Here is a 14,847-nt window from a genome sequence, read left to right on the forward strand (position 1 = left end):
GCAGCAAACCCGCAGCGTCGAGCGCGCGGTGCCCATCAGACATGGAGCCGATACGTTATGAGCGAACGACGCATCCAGCACCGCTCTTACCGTGCACACCGACCCTCTCGACTGGTCCTTGCCCACTCACCGTCGCGGGACCCTGAGCGGCATGGATGCCGCGACGGAGCCTACATGGACGTACTTGCGGCGTGTCCTGCGATGGTGGGCGGGCAAGGACCCTGCAGCAAACCCGCAGCGTCGAGCGCGCGGTGCCCATCAGACATGGAGCCGATACGTTATGAGCGAACGACGCCTCCAGCACCGCTCTTACCGTGCACATCGACCATCTCGATAGGTCCTTGCCCGCTCACCGTCGCGGGACCTTGAGCGGCATGGATGCCGCGCCGGAGCCTACAAGGACGTACTTGCAGCGTGTCCTGCGATGGTGGGCGGGCGAGGGCCCCGCAGCAAACCCGCAGATCCCGCCCGCTCCACAACTGGATCCATCCGCACCATCAGCGCCAGGAACATAGCGCCGAAAGCAACCAAGACGTCACGCAGTGGTTTTTTGTCAGCAGCCCTTAAAGATTTCGCTTTGTCGCCGATATCAAGGCGACGCCAGGACAACCGTTCCGGCGTCTTCCCGCATCTACTGTGCCTGTGCCCATGTCCCAAGGCGATACCTCAGAGCTGGACCACGACGATCACCTTGCCGAAGGTGACGAGCGCTATCTGCTGCGCAACAAACGGCAGATCCGTGGCCTGCTGCGCCAGTTGCTCGACCAGCGCGCCATCGTGACCATGCATGTGGCCGGGCGCGACATGGCCGTGCCCACCGCCGTGCTCGAAGTGGACGAAGACGAGGACTGCGTGATTCTGGACGGCAGCCACAACGAGGCCTCCAACCGCGCCATCCAGGAGGCCAAGTACCTGCTGTGCTACGCACAACTGGAACGGGTCAACATCCGCTTCCGGCTGGAAACGCCCGACCGGCTGGAACGCGACATCCATGTCGCCTTCCGCGCCGACCTGCCCGAGGCGATGTACCACATGCAGCGCCGCGAGTCGTACCGGCTGGAGACGCCGATCACCGACTCGCCCATCTGCATCATTCGCCAGGACGAGGCACAGGGCGGCAATCTCAACCTGCAGTTGCGCGTGATCGACATCAGCAGTGGCGGCCTGGCGGTCTCGCTCACCGACGGCATGCCCTTGCTCGAACCACAACGCACCTACCGCAACTGCACGCTGCAACTGCCCGACACCGCGCCGATCACCCTGCCGCTGACGGTGTGCAGCCAGTACAAGCAGACCCTGCCCAACGGCAGCGAAGGCTTCCGGGTCGGCATGCAGTTCAGCGACCTGCCACGCGGCGCCGACGAGACCATCCAGCGCTACATCTTCCGGGTCGACCGCCAGCGCAATGCGCGCAAGAGCGGCGTGTTCTGAACCCACCCGCACCAGCCTCGGCGCACGGCTAAAGTTGCCCTGCACTGCGCCGATGTTGCTAGGGCAATCCTCATCCGCATGCTTTTTTATAGCTGCAATCCGACACTCAGCCGCAACGCCCGGAGTTTCCATGAACGACAAAAGCACGACCACCGGCACCGGTGGTGAATTCCTCAGCTTCGCCCTTGGCGAAGAACACTACGGCGTGGACATCCTGAAAGTGCAGGAAATCCGCGGCTACGACTCGGTCACCCGTCTGCCCGACGCACCGGACTACATCAAGGGTGTGATCAACCTGCGCGGCACCATCGTGCCGGTGATCGACCTGCGCCTGAAGCTGCGCCTGAAAGAAGCGCGCTACGACGCCTTCACCGTAATGATCGTGCTCAATGTCGAAGACCGCGTCGTCGGCATCGTGGTGGACAGCGTCTCGGACGTGATCCCGCTCAACGACGATCAGATCCGCCCCACCCCCGAATTCGGCGCCTCGGTCGATACCCGCTTCATCTCGGGCATCGGCACCCAGGACGATCGCATGCTGATCCTGCTGGATATCGAGACCCTGCTGGACAGCACCGAGCTCGGTCAGCAGCAGCTGGCCGAAGAAGCGGCCTGATTCAGACCATCTGGTGTCGGGAGCATCCCGACACGAGACGCACAACGAAGTTGAAGTGAGATAGAAATCACGTTTTTCGGATTCAAGTTGAACGGCGGCTAGCCGATAGCTGAATAGAAGCCCGCGTACATAAACGGGTCACCGTTCGACTTTTGATTCTGGAGAATCCCAATGAAGTTCCTGCTCTCGCTCCTCCCCGTCGCTGCTCTCGTGATCGTTGCTCCCACGCTGTCGGCTCAGTCGCAGGAAATGATTCCGCCGGAAATGGCGACCCGTTTCGTCGGCAAGGACGGCATGGTGTGCGGCAAGGTCGAAAAGGCCAAGTACGCCCAGAGCTCGGAAGGTGAACCCACCTTCCTGTACATGGGCGGCATGTTCCCGCGTCACACCTTCTCGGCCCGCATCGACGGCGCCAACCGCGGCAAGTTCAGTTTTGCCCCGGAATCCCTGGAAGGCAAGGACGTCTGTGTGCTCGGCAAGATCCAGCGCGACAGCTCGCGTGCCGAAATCGAAGTCAGCTCGCCGGCCAGCCTGAAGTTGGCCACCATCAAGTAATCGCCTAGCAGATCGCCACGCCCTCGCGCGTGGCGATCTGCTGTTTGCGGTTATGCGCACTGACTTCTACCGGGGAATCGTGTCAATGCAATGGATCAACAATCTCAAATTGATGCCCAAGCTGATGCTGGCGTTCGGCATCGTGCTGCTGATCATGCTGGTGCAGGGAATCATCGCCTACGCGGGCCTGGCCTCGCTCAATAATGTCACCCGCGACCTGGCCGGCAATACCATGTCCAGCGTGCGCGAAGCAGGCGATCTGCGCGGCATGCTCGGCGAATATCGAAATGCGTCCTATCAAAATCTGGTGCGCGCCAGCGACTCGGTCAAGCAGGAAGCCAAGGTCCGCGCCAAGCGGCTCAATGGCGAAATCGAGGCCACGATCAAGGGCTATCCCCGCCTGATCGAGAGCCCGCAGCAAAAGCAGCTGTTTGCCACCTTCGTTGCGGATTGGAAGAAGGCCTCGGCCTCTTACGAAAGCGTCGACGAAATGCTGGAACTGAACCTGCCTGACGACGCCGTCGATACCTTCGTTGGCGAAACCAGCGCACTGCATGCCAAGGCACAGGCATCGTTGGCCGCGTTGATCGCCGAAGACAACAAGTTGGCGCAGGCTGCCAAGAGCAAGGCCGAAAAGGTCCATGCCACCTCGGTCTCGTTGACCGTGCTGGTGCTGCTGATCGGCATCGCCGGTGGCCTGGGCCTGGCATTCCTGTTCGCACGGTCCATCGTCAAGAGCATGCGCGGCGCGGTGTCCACCGCCACCGAAATCGCCAGCGGCAAGCTCGACGGCCAGATCAATGTGCAGGGCCAGGACGAAGTGGGCGAACTGATGCGCTCCATGCACCGGATGCAGCGCGACCTGAAGGAACGCATCGAACGCGACAAGAAGATCGCCGACGAAAACCTGCGTATCCGTACCGCACTGGACAAATCCTCCACCAGCACCTTCATCACCGACACCGATCGGATCATGATCTACGCCAACGAGGCGTTCCAGAAGCTGGTCACGCATTACGAAGGCAGCATCCGTCTGTCCTCGCCCGAGTTTGAGGCCAGCAAGATCATCGGTCAGCACATCAGCTATCTCGGCCTGCCCGAAGCGACCGTGCACAAGGCCATCGCAGCGCTGGAACGCGACGGCATCACCAGCTTCGAGGAGCGTTACGGCGAGTTTGTGATGATGCAGACCGTCACCGTCATCAAGAACGAGCAGGGCGAGAGCACCGGCGATGTCTGTGAATGGCGCGATCGCACCATCGAGGTCCAGGTCGAAGAAGAAGTCGCCCGCATCGTGCGTGCCGCCGCCAGCGGCGACATGAGCGGCCGGGTGGAAACCGATGGCAAGCAGGGCTTCTTCCTGCAGCTGGCCCAGCAGCTCAACGGCTTGCTGGATGCCAACGCCGCCAGCCTGGAGCAGATCTCCGCATTGCTGTCGGCGTTGTCGCGCGGCGACCTGACCGTGCGCATGCGCGGCGAATTCAGTGGCGTGTTCGCGCAGATGCGTGACGATGCCAATGCCACCGCCGAGCAGCTTTCCGACATCGTCGGGCGCATCAAGGTCTCGTCCACCGCGATCAACTCGGCTGCCGGCGAGATTGCCTCCGGCAACAGCGACCTGTCGCATCGTACCGAGCAGCAGGCGGCCAACCTGGAAGAAACCGCCGCCTCGATGGAGGAGCTCACCTCCACGGTCAGGCAGAACGCCGAAAGCGCCCGCCAGGCCAACCAGCTCGCCATCGGCGCCACCGGCGTGGCCTCGCAGGGCGGCGACGTGGTCTCGCAGGTGGTCACCACCATGTCCGGCATCGAGGCCTCGTCCAAGAAGATCGCCGACATCATCTCGGTCATCGACGGCATCGCCTTCCAGACCAACATCCTGGCCTTGAACGCGGCGGTGGAAGCCGCCCGTGCCGGCGAACAGGGCCGCGGCTTTGCCGTGGTCGCCTCGGAAGTGCGTACGCTGGCACAGCGTTCGGCCGGCGCGGCCAAGGAGATCAAGGGTTTGATCGACGACTCCGTGCACAAGGTGGCCGAGGGCTCGGCACTGGTGCGCAAGGCCGGTGCGACCATGGCCGAGATCGTGGCCAGCGTGCAGCGTGTCACCGACATCATGGGCGAGATCTCCGCCGCCTCGCAGGAACAGTCGGCCGGCATCGAGCAGGTCAACCAGACCATCACCCAGATGGACGAGACCACCCAGCAGAACGCCGCCCTGGTGGAAGAAGCCACTGCGGCCGCACGCTCGATGGAAGAGCAGGCCGGCCACCTGGCCGAAGCGGTGTCGGTGTTCAAGCTGGACGAGCCGGCTGCGCCGGCCGCGCCGGCTGCACGCGCCCGCCCGGTCGCCTCGCGCCCGGTTGCGGTGACGCCCGCAACCAAGCCGGCCGCGCGTGCGGCGGCCACGCCATCGCGGACGGCCAAGCCGCAGGCCGCCCTGGCCGACGGCAACTGGCAAGAGTTCTGATCCAAAGGTTGTCCCCGCAAAGCCCCGGCACTGCCGGGGCTTTGCGCATCTGCAGCCAGCGCAGGGCGCAGCGCCGCGCTTTGGCCTCGCCCGCTACCCGCCAACGCGGTTGCAGGCGCCAGATGCGACCCTGCCCCGCAAGACACCGATTAGTGCTTCAGTTGCATGACCACGTGGCCGATATCCAGTCATAGCTCACGACGCTTATGGATATGACGACCACCTCGACTCCCGCTTCAGACACACGCGAATTTGATTTTGGCGACCGCGATTTCAAGCGCGTCTGCGACCTGATCTATCAGCGTGTCGGCATCGCCCTGGCTCCGGCCAAGCGCGACATGGTGTATGGCCGGCTGTCGCGTCGTCTTCGCGTGCTCGGTCTGCGCTCCTTCCGCGACTATCTGGACCAGCTGGAAGCAGGCACCGACGAAGAGGAATGGCAGGCGTTCACCAACGCGCTGACCACCAATCTGACCTCGTTCTTCCGCGAGCCGCACCACTTCGACAAACTGCGCGAAGAACTGCAAAAGCGTGCCTCGCAGGCGCCCTTGAAGATCTGGTCGTGCGCGGCCTCCACCGGTGAGGAGCCCTACTCCATCGCCATCACCGCCTGCGAAGCCTTCGGCACCTTGACCCCGCCGGTCAGCATCGTGGCCACCGACGTCGACACCCAGGTGCTGGAAACCGCCTCGCGCGGCGTCTACGCCATCGACCGCGTCGCCTCGCTGGACGCATCGATCAAGCGCAAGTATTTCCAGCGCGGCAGCGGCCCCAACGAGGGCAAGTGCCGGGTCATACCGGCGTTGCGCCAACTCATCGAATACCGCCAGTTGAATCTGCTGGCGCCGCGTTACGACGTCGGCGGCCCGTACGCGGCGCTGTTCTGTCGCAACGTGATGATCTATTTCGACAAGCCGACCCAGCGCGGCATCCTGTCGCGTCTGGTCAGCCACATGGGCGATGACGGCCTGCTCTACACCGGGCACTCGGAGAATTACCTGCACGCAGCCGACCTGATCCAGCCGTGCGGGCGCACGCTGTATCGGCGTGCGCCGCGCGCCGGAGCCGCCACATGAGCACCGCCGTGCAGGTCGACGATGTCATGCGCTACCGCGACTCGCGGTTCCAGACCATCACCGCCAAGCTGCTGCCCACCCAATACCTGGTGGTGGACGACGACACCGCGTTGACGACCACCTTGGGATCGTGCGTTGCCGCCTGCCTGCGCGACCCGGTCCTGAAGATCGGCGGCATGAATCACTTCCTGTTGCCGGAAGGCCAGGTCGGTGACGGCGCACCCGCGCGCTACGGCAGTTATGCGATGGAGTTGCTGATCAACGACATGCTCAAGCGCGGCGCGCATCGCAAACGCATCGAAGCCAAGGTGTTCGGTGGCGCCAACGTGCTCAAGGGCTTCACCAGCAATCCGGTCGGCACCCGCAATGCCGAGTTCGTGCGCCAGTACCTGCAGGCCGAGCACATTCCCATCATTGCCGAGGATCTGTGCGGCATCCATCCGCGCAAGGTGTGGTTCTTCCCGACGACCGGACGCGTGGTCGTGCAGCGTTTGCCGCATGCACACGAAGCCGAAGTCGCCGCCGCCGAATCGGCCGTGCGCGCCCGTCTGTCCAAAGCACCGGTCACCGGTGGAGTGGAGTTGTTCGAATGACGCTGGAAACCCCTGTGCGTGTATTGATCGTCGACGACTCGGCGGTCGTACGCCAGATGCTGACCGAAATCCTCTCGCGCGATGCCGGTATCGAGGTGATCGGCTCGGCCGCCGACCCGATCCTGGCGCGCGAAAAGATCAAACGCCTCAATCCGGACGTGATCACGCTGGATGTGGAAATGCCGCGCATGGACGGCCTGGTGTTCCTGGAAAACCTCATGCGCCTGCGCCCCACCCCGGTGGTGATGATCTCATCGCTGACCGAGCGGGGCGCCGACACCACCTTGCAGGCCTTGTCGCTGGGCGCGGTGGATTTCGTCTCCAAGCCCAAGATCGACGTCGCACGCGGGCTGGAAGGCTATGCCGAGGAGATCGTCAGCAAGGTCAAGATGGCCTCCAAGGCCAAGGTCAGCGCGCTCAATCGTCCCAGCGCGCCCAAGGTCACCCTGGACATGCAGTCGGCGCCGGTGCCGGGCAGCGCGCTGCGCTTTCGCACCACCGACCGCCTGATCGCCATTGGTGCTTCGGCAGGCGGCACCGAAGCCCTGCGCGTGGTGCTCGAGCACATGCCCGCCGATGCACCGGCGGTGGTGATGACCCAGCATCTGCCGGCCAGCTTCAGCACCGCCTTCGCCGAGCGCCTCAATCGCCATTCGGCGATGTCGGTACGCGAGGCCAGCGACGGCGAGGCGATCCTGCCCGGCCATGCCTACCTGCCGCCCGGCGGCCAGCATCTGCGCATCATCCGCGACGGTGCGCGCTGGCGCTGCCGCATCGACGACGGCCCACCGGTCAATCGCCACAAGCCGGCGGTGGACGTGCTGTTCCGCTCCGTCGCTGCCAACGCCGGCCCGAATGCGGTCGGCGCCATCCTCACCGGCATGGGCGACGACGGAGCACGCGGCCTGCTGGAAATGCTGCAGGCCGGCGCGCCCACGCTGGTGCAGGACGAAGCCAGCAGCGTGGTTTGGGGCATGCCCGGTGCCGCCTATAAACTCGGCGCCGCGCAGGAAGTGGTACCGCTGGACCGCGTGGCCGAGCGCCTGATCGCGCTGTCGGCGCAGGCGCGCTGATCCGGCATGAAGTCCCGCCCCCCGCACCCGACCGAACAGGCGGCGGCTCCCGGCGTCGCGGACGCCGCGTCGCCGACGACGGCGGATGCGCGGGCAGATCACCCGCTCATGCCCGGGACGATCAAGGCCGGCCCGATCACCGCCGGCATGACGAGGCCCGACGAACATCCCGACGCCACGCGCTCGCGCCTGCTGGCCGAAGCGCTGGACGGCAGCAGCAGTGCGATCCTGATCTGCGATCTGCAATCGCGCCTGCTCTATGCCAATGACGGCTTCCAGCGCATGTTCGGCTATACCGAGGCCGAACTGGTCGGCAAGCGTCCCTCGGACGTGCTCACCCGCGCGCAAAGCGACCAGGACGAGGTGGCACGCATCCGCGACCGCGCCGACGCCCTGCAGCAGACCCAGGCCGACCTGCTGGTGTATCGCAAGGACGGCACGCCGCTGTGGATCTCGCTCAACTTCAATCCGATCTACGACGCCAGGCATCTTCCCTCGCATTACGTGGCGGTGCTGACCGACATCACCGACACCAAGATGCATGAGGTGCTGCAGCACCGCGTGCTCGAGGCGCTGGTGCAGGAGCGGCCGCTGATCGAGGTGATGACGCTGATCTGCACCGAGGTCGAACGCATCGCGCCGGACGTGCTGGCCACGGTCATGAGCGCGGACAATCAAGGCTGCCTGCATTCGCTGGCGGCCCCCAGCCTGCCGCCGGAGTATGCCGATGCGGTCAACGGCTTGAAGATCGCGCCGGGCGCAGGCGCCTGCGGCACGGCCGCCTGGCGCGGCCGTGCGGTGATGGTGGAAGACATCGCCACCGACCCGCTGTTCGCGCAATTTCGCGAAGTATTGTTGCCGATGGGCCTGCGCGCCTGCTGGAGCACGCCGATCCGCTCCAACAGCGCACGCGTGCTCGGGACCTTCGCGCTGTACTACCGCAAGGCCCAGCGGGCCGATGCCTGGCACGTACGCCTCACCGATCTGTGCCAGCAGCTGTGCACGCTGGCACTGGAGCGCGAGCAGACCCGCCAACGCGTGCACCAACTCGCGTTCTACGATGCGCTGACCGGCCTGCCCAACCGCATCATGTTCAGCGCACGCGCCGAGCAGGCCCTGACGCAGGCCGAATATGCCGGCGAACCGGCCACGTTGATGTTCATCAACATCGACCGCTTCAAATTGATCAACGACAGCCAGGGCCATGCCGCCGGCGACGGCCTGTTGCGCGACATCGCCCTGCGCATCGGCGAACAGCTGCCCGCCACCGCCATGCTGGCGCGCCTGGCAGGCGACGAATTCGCACTTGCGCTGCCGCAATGCAGTGCCGAGCAGGCCAGTGCCGCCGCAGAACGGGTGCTGGGCACCATTGCCAGGCCGCTGCCGGTCGGGCACATGACCGTGCATCCGTCCGCCAGCATCGGCGTGGCGATGTTTCCCGAGGACGGGCGCGACATCAACATCCTGCTGCGGCATGCCGATCTAGCCATGAACCGCGCCAAGCAGGAAGGCGGCGGACGCTTCCGCTTCTTCAGTTCCGACATGAACCGCATGGCGCAGGAGCGCGTTGCGCTGGAAGCGGAGCTGCGCCAGGCCATCGGCCGCGATCAGCTGCAGCTGCACTATCAACCGCAATTGCACAGCGCCGCGCCGCACGCGCTGTATGGCGTGGAAGCGCTGTTGCGCTGGAATCATCCACAACTGGGCGCCATTTCGCCGGCGCGTTTCCTGCCCGTGGCCGAAGAGCAAGGCATGATGCCGCAGCTCAACGATTGGGTATTGCGCAGCGCCTGCCGGCAGATCGCCGATTGGCGCACGCGTGGTGTGCCGGTGACGCGGGTGTCGGTAAACCTGTCGGCGAGCAGCTTCGAAAGCCCGCGCATGCTCAGCGACCTGCTGCGCCTGATCGCCGAGACGGGCGCGCAGCCCTCCGACCTCACGCTGGAAATGACCGAGAGCGTGATGCTGTCCGGGCAACCGGGCGTGCTGGAGAACCTGCATGCCATCCGCGAAGCCGGTATCTCGTTGTCGCTGGACGACTTCGGCACCGGCTACTCCAGCCTGAGCCACCTGCACCGCCTGCCGATCGACGAACTCAAGCTGGACATGAGCTTCGTGCGCGACATCGAACACAGCGAAGACGCCCGCGCCCTCACCACCTCGGTGCTGCGCATCGGCGAGCATCTGCGCAAGCACGTGGTTGCCGAAGGCGTGGAAAACGAAGCACAGCGCCTGTTCCTTGCCGACCTCGGCTGCGAAGTGCTGCAGGGCTATCTGTTTTCGCGGCCCTTGCCGGCGGCGGCACTGGAAGCCTGGTTGGGTGCGCAGCCTTAGTACGGCTTCGGTGTCCGTGGCAGAGCTCAAAAGCAGGTGTTCTTCAGCTCAGGCTGGAGAATGTCGAGCAGAGAACGCAAAGCATCTGATCTGGTACTTCGGTGCAGGGCCCTTGCCCGCCCACCATCGCGGGACACGCCGTAAGGACGTCCCTGTAGGCTCTGGCGCGGCATCCATGCCGCTCAAGGTCCCGCGACGGTGAGCGGGCAAGGACCAAGTGAGGTGATCGGCGCTCATGGTTGCAAGCAGCGCCAATCGAGATGGTCGTTGCGCATGGTTGCAAGCAACGCATGGTGTCGCTCTGATTCACCAGATCAGCAGCACACCAGTCAGAGCGGTGCCTGTGCCTGAGCGCTGCCTTCAAGCGCGCGCCTGTCCATCCGCGTCGAATCCGATGCCACCGTGCGCTTCAACCACCCCAGCAACTGCGCGGTGACGAACGCCGGATTCTCCAGCGATGCGATATGCCCAGCATCGGGAATCAGCTCGTAGTCGCAACCGATCACCTCGGCCATCAGCCACAATTCTTCGGGCGGCCGCGGAATATCGTCCGCGCCGCCGAGCAGGAACGTGCTGGCCGGATTCAGCGCAGACATCGCCTCCAGGCGATCGGCGCGCCCGAAGATCAGCCGGCCCAACGGCACGATGGAGGCACGCACCTGCTCGGCCGACAGCGCCGCCAGGCGCTGTGCAAACGCCGCCGGCAGCGCGGAATTCAGATCGATGCCGGGACGGAAAAAGATCGGCACGATCGCCTCGATCAACGCAGGCGTCACCTGCCCCGCGGCTTCCATTGCATCGAGCAACCCGAAATAACGCGTTTGCGTGGCCTGCGGCTCGGCCCCCAGGAAGGTATCCAACAACACCAGGCTGCGCACGCGCTCCGGTGCCAGCAGCGCCAGCTCGGCGGCCCACATGCCACCGACCGACAAGCCGACCACCGCGCACTGCGGCAGCTCCAACGCGTCCAGCAATTGCAGCATCTGCCTGGCAAGATCGCCAACCGTCTGCGTGCCTGCCGGCAATGCTGCCGACTGTCCGTGTCCCCACAACTCGGGGACGATGACCCGATAGTGCTGCGACAGCGCCTGGATCTGCGGCTCCCACATGGCCGCATCCCAGAGATAACTGTGGCCGAGCAGAACCGGAAACCCGTGACCGTAGTGTGCGTAGTGCAGCGTTTGACCAGCGATCGTGCAAGTAGGCATTGGAGATCATCACAGCGAGTGGAAGCGGCGCCACTCTAGGCCTCCCGACTTCAGATTTTTGTTGCAATGCGGCAGGTGAGTTAACTGCGATTGCCTTTAACTTCCGGCATTGCTTGGCCAAGACGAAGCCATCGCCCGAATAACGAAAAACGCCCGGCATTGCCGGGCGTTCTCGAACGGGTGATCCAACCGTTGGATCAGGCAGCGACGGTGTCGGCCACGTCCTGATATTCCTGGATCTGATCGAAGTTCATGTAACGGTAGATCTGGTCGCCACTGGTCTTGATCACGCCCACATCGGCCATGTACTCGTCCTTGGTCGGGATGCGACCCAGACGCGAGCAGATCGCGGCCAGTTCCGCCGAACCCAGGTACACGTTGGTGTTGCGGCCGAGACGGTTGGGGAAGTTACGCGTGGAGGTGGAGAACACCGTGGCGCCCTCGCGTGCCTGGGCCTGGTTGCCCATGCACAGCGAGCAGCCCGGCATTTCCATACGCGCACCGGCCGCGCCGAAGGTGCCGTAATGGCCTTCCTTGGTCAGCTCGGAGGCATCCATCTTGGTCGGCGGCGCAACCCACAGGCGGGTCGGGATGTCGCGCTTGCCTTCCAGCAACTTGGCGGCGGCACGGAAGTGACCGATGTTGGTCATGCACGAACCGATGAACACCTCGTCGATCGCCGCGCCGGCCACGTCGGACAGTGTCTTGACGTCGTCCGGGTCGTTCGGGCATGCCACGATCGGCTCGTGGATGTCGGCCAGGTCGATCTCGATGACGGCCGCGTATTCGGCGTCGGCATCGGGCTGCAGCAGCTGCGGGTCGGCCAGCCACTCTTCCATCTTCTTGATGCGGCGGCCCAGCGTGCGCGCATCGGCATAGCCTTCGGCAATCATCCAGCGCAGCAGCGTGATGTTGCTGGTCAGGTATTCGATGATCGGCGCCTTGTCCAGGTGCACGGTGCAACCGGCCGCCGAGCGCTCGGCCGAGGCGTCGGACAGCTCGAACGCCTGCTCCACCTTCAGGTTCGGCAGCCCTTCGATTTCCAGGATGCGGCCGGAGAAGATGTTCTTCTTGCCCTGCTTGGCCACGGTCAGCAGGCCGTCCTTAATTGCGTACAGCGGGATCGCGTTGACCAGATCGCGCAGGGTCACGCCCGGCTGCATCTCACCCTTGAAGCGCACCAGCACGCTCTCGGGCATGTCCAGCGGCATCACGCCGGTGGCAGCGGCGAACGCCACCAGGCCGGAGCCGGCCGGGAACGAGATGCCGATCGGGAAACGCGTATGCGAGTCGCCGCCGGTGCCGACCGTGTCGGGCAGCAGCATGCGATTGAGCCAGCTATGGATCACGCCATCGCCCGGACGCAGCGAGACGCCGCCACGGGTGGAGATGAACTCCGGCAAGGTGTGATGGGTCTTGACGTCCACCGGCTTCGGGTAAGCGGCGGTGTGGCAGAACGACTGCATCACCAGGTCGGCCGAGAAGCCCAGGCAGGCCAGGTCCTTGAGCTCGTCGCGGGTCATCGGGCCGGTGGTGTCCTGCGAGCCCACCGAGGTCATCTTCGGCTCGCAATAGGTGCCCGGGCGCATGCCCTGGCCTTCCGGCAGACCGCAGGCGCGGCCGACCATCTTCTGCGCCAGCGAGAAGCCCTTGCCGGTGTCCGGCGGGTCCATCGGCAGGCGGAACAGGTCCGAGGCCGGCAGGCCCAGGAATTCGCGTGCCTTGGCGGTGAGGCCGCGGCCGACGATCAGCGGAATGCGGCCGCCGGCGCGCACTTCGTCGAACAGCACGTCGGACTTCATCGCGAACTCGGCGATCACCTGCCCGTTCTTCAGTGCCTTGCCGTCGTACGGACGCAGCTCGACCACATCGCCGTGCTCCATCTGCGACACGTCCAGCTCGATCGGCAATGCACCGGCGTCTTCCATCGTGTTGTAGAAGATCGGGGCGATCTTGCTGCCCAGGCACACGCCGCCGAAGCGCTTGTTCGGGATGAACGGAATGTCCTCGCCGGTCCACCACAGCACCGAGTTGGTCGCCGACTTGCGCGAGGAACCGGTACCGACCACATCACCCACGTAGGCGACCAGATGGCCCTTGGCCTTGAGGTCGGCGATGGCCTGGATCGGGCCACGCTTGCCGTCTTCTTCCGGCACGAAGGCCGCGCCGTCGCGGGCGTTCTTCAGCATCGCCAGCGCGTGCAGCGGGATGTCCGGGCGCGTGGTCGCATCCGGGGCCGGCGACAGGTCGTCGGTGTTGGTCTCGCCGGGTACCTTGAACACGGTGACGGTCATGCTTTGCGGCACTTCCGGCTTGCTGGTGAACCACTCGGCCTCGGCCCAGCTCTGCAGCACGGCCTTGGCGTGCGCGTTACCGGCTTCGGCCTTTTCCTGCACGTCGTGGAAGGCGTCGAACACCAGCAAGGTGTGCTTGAGCGCTTCGGCGGCGGTGGCGCCCAGCTCGGGGTTGTCGAGCAGATCGATCAGCGGCTGGATGTTGTAGCCGCCCAGCATGGTGCCGAGCAGCTCGGTCGCACGCGTGGGGCTGATCAGCGCGGTCTTTTCGGTGCCGAACGCCACCGCGGCCAGGTACGAGGCCTTGACCTTGGCGGCGTCATCGACACCGGCCGGGACGCGCTGGCTGAGCAGCTCGACCAGGAATTGTTCTTCGCCCGCCGGCGGAGCCTTCAGCAGCTCGATGACCTCGGCGGTCTGCTGCGCGGTCAGCGGCAGCGGCGGGATACCGAGCGCGGCGCGCTCTGCAACGTGGTGGCGATAGGCTTCCAACATGCGGATTCTCCGAAAGACAACAGTGAATGTGTAAACGCGAAACGTGGATCAGCGTGCGGGTTTGGGGACAACGATCTTCAAACCCTTGAAGTAGTCGCGGAAAAAGCCCTCGTCGCGGGTGATCAACCCGTCGCACTGGAGCATCGCGTGGGCGCCGATCAGGAAATCGGCCACCACCCGCTCGCGCTTGCCGCCGCGCGCGCGGAAGCGCTTGTTCATATGGCCGGCGCGCACCGCCGCCGCTTCCTGGGTGGCTTCGTAACGCACCCCGATCGAGGCCAGGGTTTCCATCAGGTCGACCTGGGTGTCGAGCATGGCCAGCACCTCGGCCACCACCGCATCGCAGACCACCACCTCGTCGCGCGCCAGCGCATCGCCGATGCAGATCTCCGACACCTCGCCGTAGACCGCATCGCCGACCAGGATGTCGAGCAGCACCGAGGAATCCAGGGCAATCATGGGTCGAACGGATCCCCGGGGGCGCGGCCACGGATGGCGCGCATCGCCTCGTCGGTACTGGTCAGCCCGTCGACCAGCTTGAACTTGCCGCGCACCTTGCGCAGCGCCTCGCTGACGTCCTTGCGCAGGATGATGCGCCCGCCGTCGAGCTCGATCTTGAGCGTGGTGCCCTTGGTCAGGCCCAGGGCATCGCGCACGGCCTTGGGCAGCGTGATCTGCCCGCGTTCGGCAACTGTGGCTTCCATG

At 64.9% G+C, this 14,847-nt stretch carries 12 protein-coding genes; 8 read left to right on the plus strand and 4 right to left on the minus strand.

The genetic code is table 11. The annotated features are described in order from the left end of the window. Positions 1–648: 648 nt before the first annotated feature. The 8 genes from CPBF1521_RS14215 (at position 649) to CPBF1521_RS14250 (ending at position 10,145) form a co-directional block, all read left to right on the plus strand. Complete coding sequence (locus CPBF1521_RS14215; RefSeq protein WP_164739190.1) at positions 649–1,431, plus strand: flagellar brake protein; 783 nt, start codon at positions 649–651, stop codon at positions 1,429–1,431. A gap of 130 nt (positions 1,432–1,561) precedes the next feature. Continuing rightward, on the plus strand, positions 1,562–2,047 hold the full coding sequence (locus CPBF1521_RS14220; RefSeq protein WP_016904902.1) for a chemotaxis protein CheW: 486 nt from the start codon (positions 1,562–1,564) through the stop codon (positions 2,045–2,047). 171 nt (positions 2,048–2,218) lie between these two features. Continuing rightward, positions 2,219–2,602: a hypothetical protein gene (locus CPBF1521_RS14225; RefSeq protein ID WP_005993867.1), complete on the plus strand. Its 384-nt coding sequence runs from the start codon at positions 2,219–2,221 to the stop codon at positions 2,600–2,602. 85 nt (positions 2,603–2,687) lie between these two features. After that, entirely contained in the window at positions 2,688–5,069 is a 2,382-nt protein-coding gene (locus tag CPBF1521_RS14230) for a methyl-accepting chemotaxis protein (protein WP_180496963.1), read from the plus strand. A 206-nt stretch (positions 5,070–5,275) separates the two neighbouring features. After that, positions 5,276–6,145, plus strand: coding sequence for a CheR family methyltransferase (locus CPBF1521_RS14235; RefSeq protein WP_104537492.1), 870 nt, complete (start codon positions 5,276–5,278; stop codon positions 6,143–6,145). Further along, positions 6,142–6,738 carry a chemoreceptor glutamine deamidase CheD gene (gene cheD / locus CPBF1521_RS14240; protein ID WP_024937701.1) on the plus strand — a complete coding sequence of 199 codons (597 nt, stop codon included), beginning with the start codon at positions 6,142–6,144 and terminating at the stop codon, positions 6,736–6,738. Before CPBF1521_RS14235 ends, cheD begins: the two co-directional genes overlap by 4 nt. Next, positions 6,735–7,811: a protein-glutamate methylesterase/protein-glutamine glutaminase gene (locus tag CPBF1521_RS14245; protein WP_047125438.1), complete on the plus strand. Its 1,077-nt coding sequence runs from the start codon at positions 6,735–6,737 to the stop codon at positions 7,809–7,811. The genes cheD and CPBF1521_RS14245 overlap by 4 nt, the downstream gene beginning before the upstream one ends. 108 nt (positions 7,812–7,919) lie before the next feature. Further along, positions 7,920–10,145 (plus strand): sensor domain-containing protein, encoded by a 2,226-nt coding sequence (locus CPBF1521_RS14250; protein WP_164740896.1) that lies wholly within the window; start codon positions 7,920–7,922, stop codon positions 10,143–10,145. 329 nt (positions 10,146–10,474) lie between these two features. On the opposite strand, the gene CPBF1521_RS14260 is transcribed toward CPBF1521_RS14250, so the two are convergent. The 4 genes from CPBF1521_RS14260 to CPBF1521_RS14275 form a co-directional block, all read right to left on the minus strand. Continuing rightward, entirely contained in the window at positions 10,475–11,353 is an 879-nt protein-coding gene (locus tag CPBF1521_RS14260; RefSeq protein WP_235858463.1) for an alpha/beta fold hydrolase, read from the minus strand. 197 nt (positions 11,354–11,550) lie between these two features. Further along, positions 11,551–14,142, minus strand: a complete 2,592-nt coding sequence (gene acnB / locus CPBF1521_RS14265; RefSeq protein WP_104644554.1) for a bifunctional aconitate hydratase 2/2-methylisocitrate dehydratase — start codon at positions 14,140–14,142, stop codon at positions 11,551–11,553. Positions 14,143–14,190: 48 nt separating this feature from the next. Beyond that, on the minus strand, positions 14,191–14,601 hold the full coding sequence (locus CPBF1521_RS14270; RefSeq protein ID WP_016903181.1) for a type II toxin-antitoxin system VapC family toxin: 411 nt from the start codon (positions 14,599–14,601) through the stop codon (positions 14,191–14,193). Continuing rightward, positions 14,598–14,846 (minus strand): AbrB/MazE/SpoVT family DNA-binding domain-containing protein, encoded by a 249-nt coding sequence (locus CPBF1521_RS14275; RefSeq protein WP_016903180.1) that lies wholly within the window; start codon positions 14,844–14,846, stop codon positions 14,598–14,600. The genes CPBF1521_RS14270 and CPBF1521_RS14275 overlap by 4 nt, the downstream gene beginning before the upstream one ends. Position 14,847: the final 1 nt, after the last annotated feature.

The organism is Xanthomonas euroxanthea (assembly GCF_900476395.1).
Classification (GTDB): Bacteria; Pseudomonadota; Gammaproteobacteria; order Xanthomonadales; family Xanthomonadaceae; genus Xanthomonas; species Xanthomonas euroxanthea.

Coding starts and splice junctions, on each gene's coding strand:
- CPBF1521_RS14215 (WP_164739190.1), top strand. CDS start 649: ATGTCCCAAGGCGATACCTCAGAGCTGGACCACGACGATCACCTTGCC.
- CPBF1521_RS14220 (WP_016904902.1), top strand. CDS start 1,562: ATGAACGACAAAAGCACGACCACCGGCACCGGTGGTGAATTCCTCAGC.
- CPBF1521_RS14225 (WP_005993867.1), top strand. CDS start 2,219: ATGAAGTTCCTGCTCTCGCTCCTCCCCGTCGCTGCTCTCGTGATCGTT.
- CPBF1521_RS14230 (WP_180496963.1), top strand. CDS start 2,688: ATGCAATGGATCAACAATCTCAAATTGATGCCCAAGCTGATGCTGGCG.
- CPBF1521_RS14235 (WP_104537492.1), top strand. CDS start 5,276: ATGGATATGACGACCACCTCGACTCCCGCTTCAGACACACGCGAATTT.
- cheD (WP_024937701.1), top strand. CDS start 6,142: ATGAGCACCGCCGTGCAGGTCGACGATGTCATGCGCTACCGCGACTCG.
- CPBF1521_RS14245 (WP_047125438.1), top strand. CDS start 6,735: ATGACGCTGGAAACCCCTGTGCGTGTATTGATCGTCGACGACTCGGCG.
- CPBF1521_RS14250 (WP_164740896.1), top strand. CDS start 7,920: ATGCCCGGGACGATCAAGGCCGGCCCGATCACCGCCGGCATGACGAGG.
- CPBF1521_RS14260 (WP_235858463.1), bottom strand. CDS start 11,353: ATGCCTACTTGCACGATCGCTGGTCAAACGCTGCACTACGCACACTAC.
- acnB (WP_104644554.1), bottom strand. CDS start 14,142: ATGTTGGAAGCCTATCGCCACCACGTTGCAGAGCGCGCCGCGCTCGGT.
- CPBF1521_RS14270 (WP_016903181.1), bottom strand. CDS start 14,601: ATGATTGCCCTGGATTCCTCGGTGCTGCTCGACATCCTGGTCGGCGAT.
- CPBF1521_RS14275 (WP_016903180.1), bottom strand. CDS start 14,846: ATGGAAGCCACAGTTGCCGAACGCGGGCAGATCACGCTGCCCAAGGCC.